Source organism: Citrobacter sp. Igbk 14 (assembly GCF_028069825.1).
Classification (GTDB): Bacteria; Pseudomonadota; Gammaproteobacteria; order Enterobacterales; family Enterobacteriaceae; genus Citrobacter.
In genome coordinates this window covers 1-318 of record NZ_JANEWM010000204.1, presented here as the reverse complement: position 1 = coordinate 318, position 318 = coordinate 1, and the positions used below count along the sequence as shown (strand labels likewise).

General features: G+C 53.8%; 1 protein-coding gene. It reads right to left on the bottom strand.

What is annotated here, in order from left to right:
* Positions 1 to 318 (bottom strand): type VI secretion system contractile sheath domain-containing protein (locus tag NNN64_RS23160; protein ID WP_271442921.1); only part of this gene is annotated, 318 nt, incomplete at both ends.

The following is a 318-nucleotide window of genomic DNA, read 5'->3' as shown; positions in this document are numbered from 1 at the left end:
CGGTGCCGAGATCGTACAGATGGATCGGCAGGTCCTGGACCGCGCCGCCGGCCTGTGGGCCGCGGATCTGTACACACCAGCCATTACTGATAAAACTGCGCACCATGTTGGCCGCAAAAGCAAAGGATGCATTGGTCCACAGGTATTTGTTGTGATCCGGACCTTTAACTTCTTCCACATAGTTGAAACTACGAACAGGTACAGTGTCCGGACCATACGGCAGACGGCCCAGTACACGCGGCATCACCAGACCGATATAGCGGGCATCATCCGTCTCACGAAAGGATTTCCACTTGATGTATTCAGCACGATCAAAGT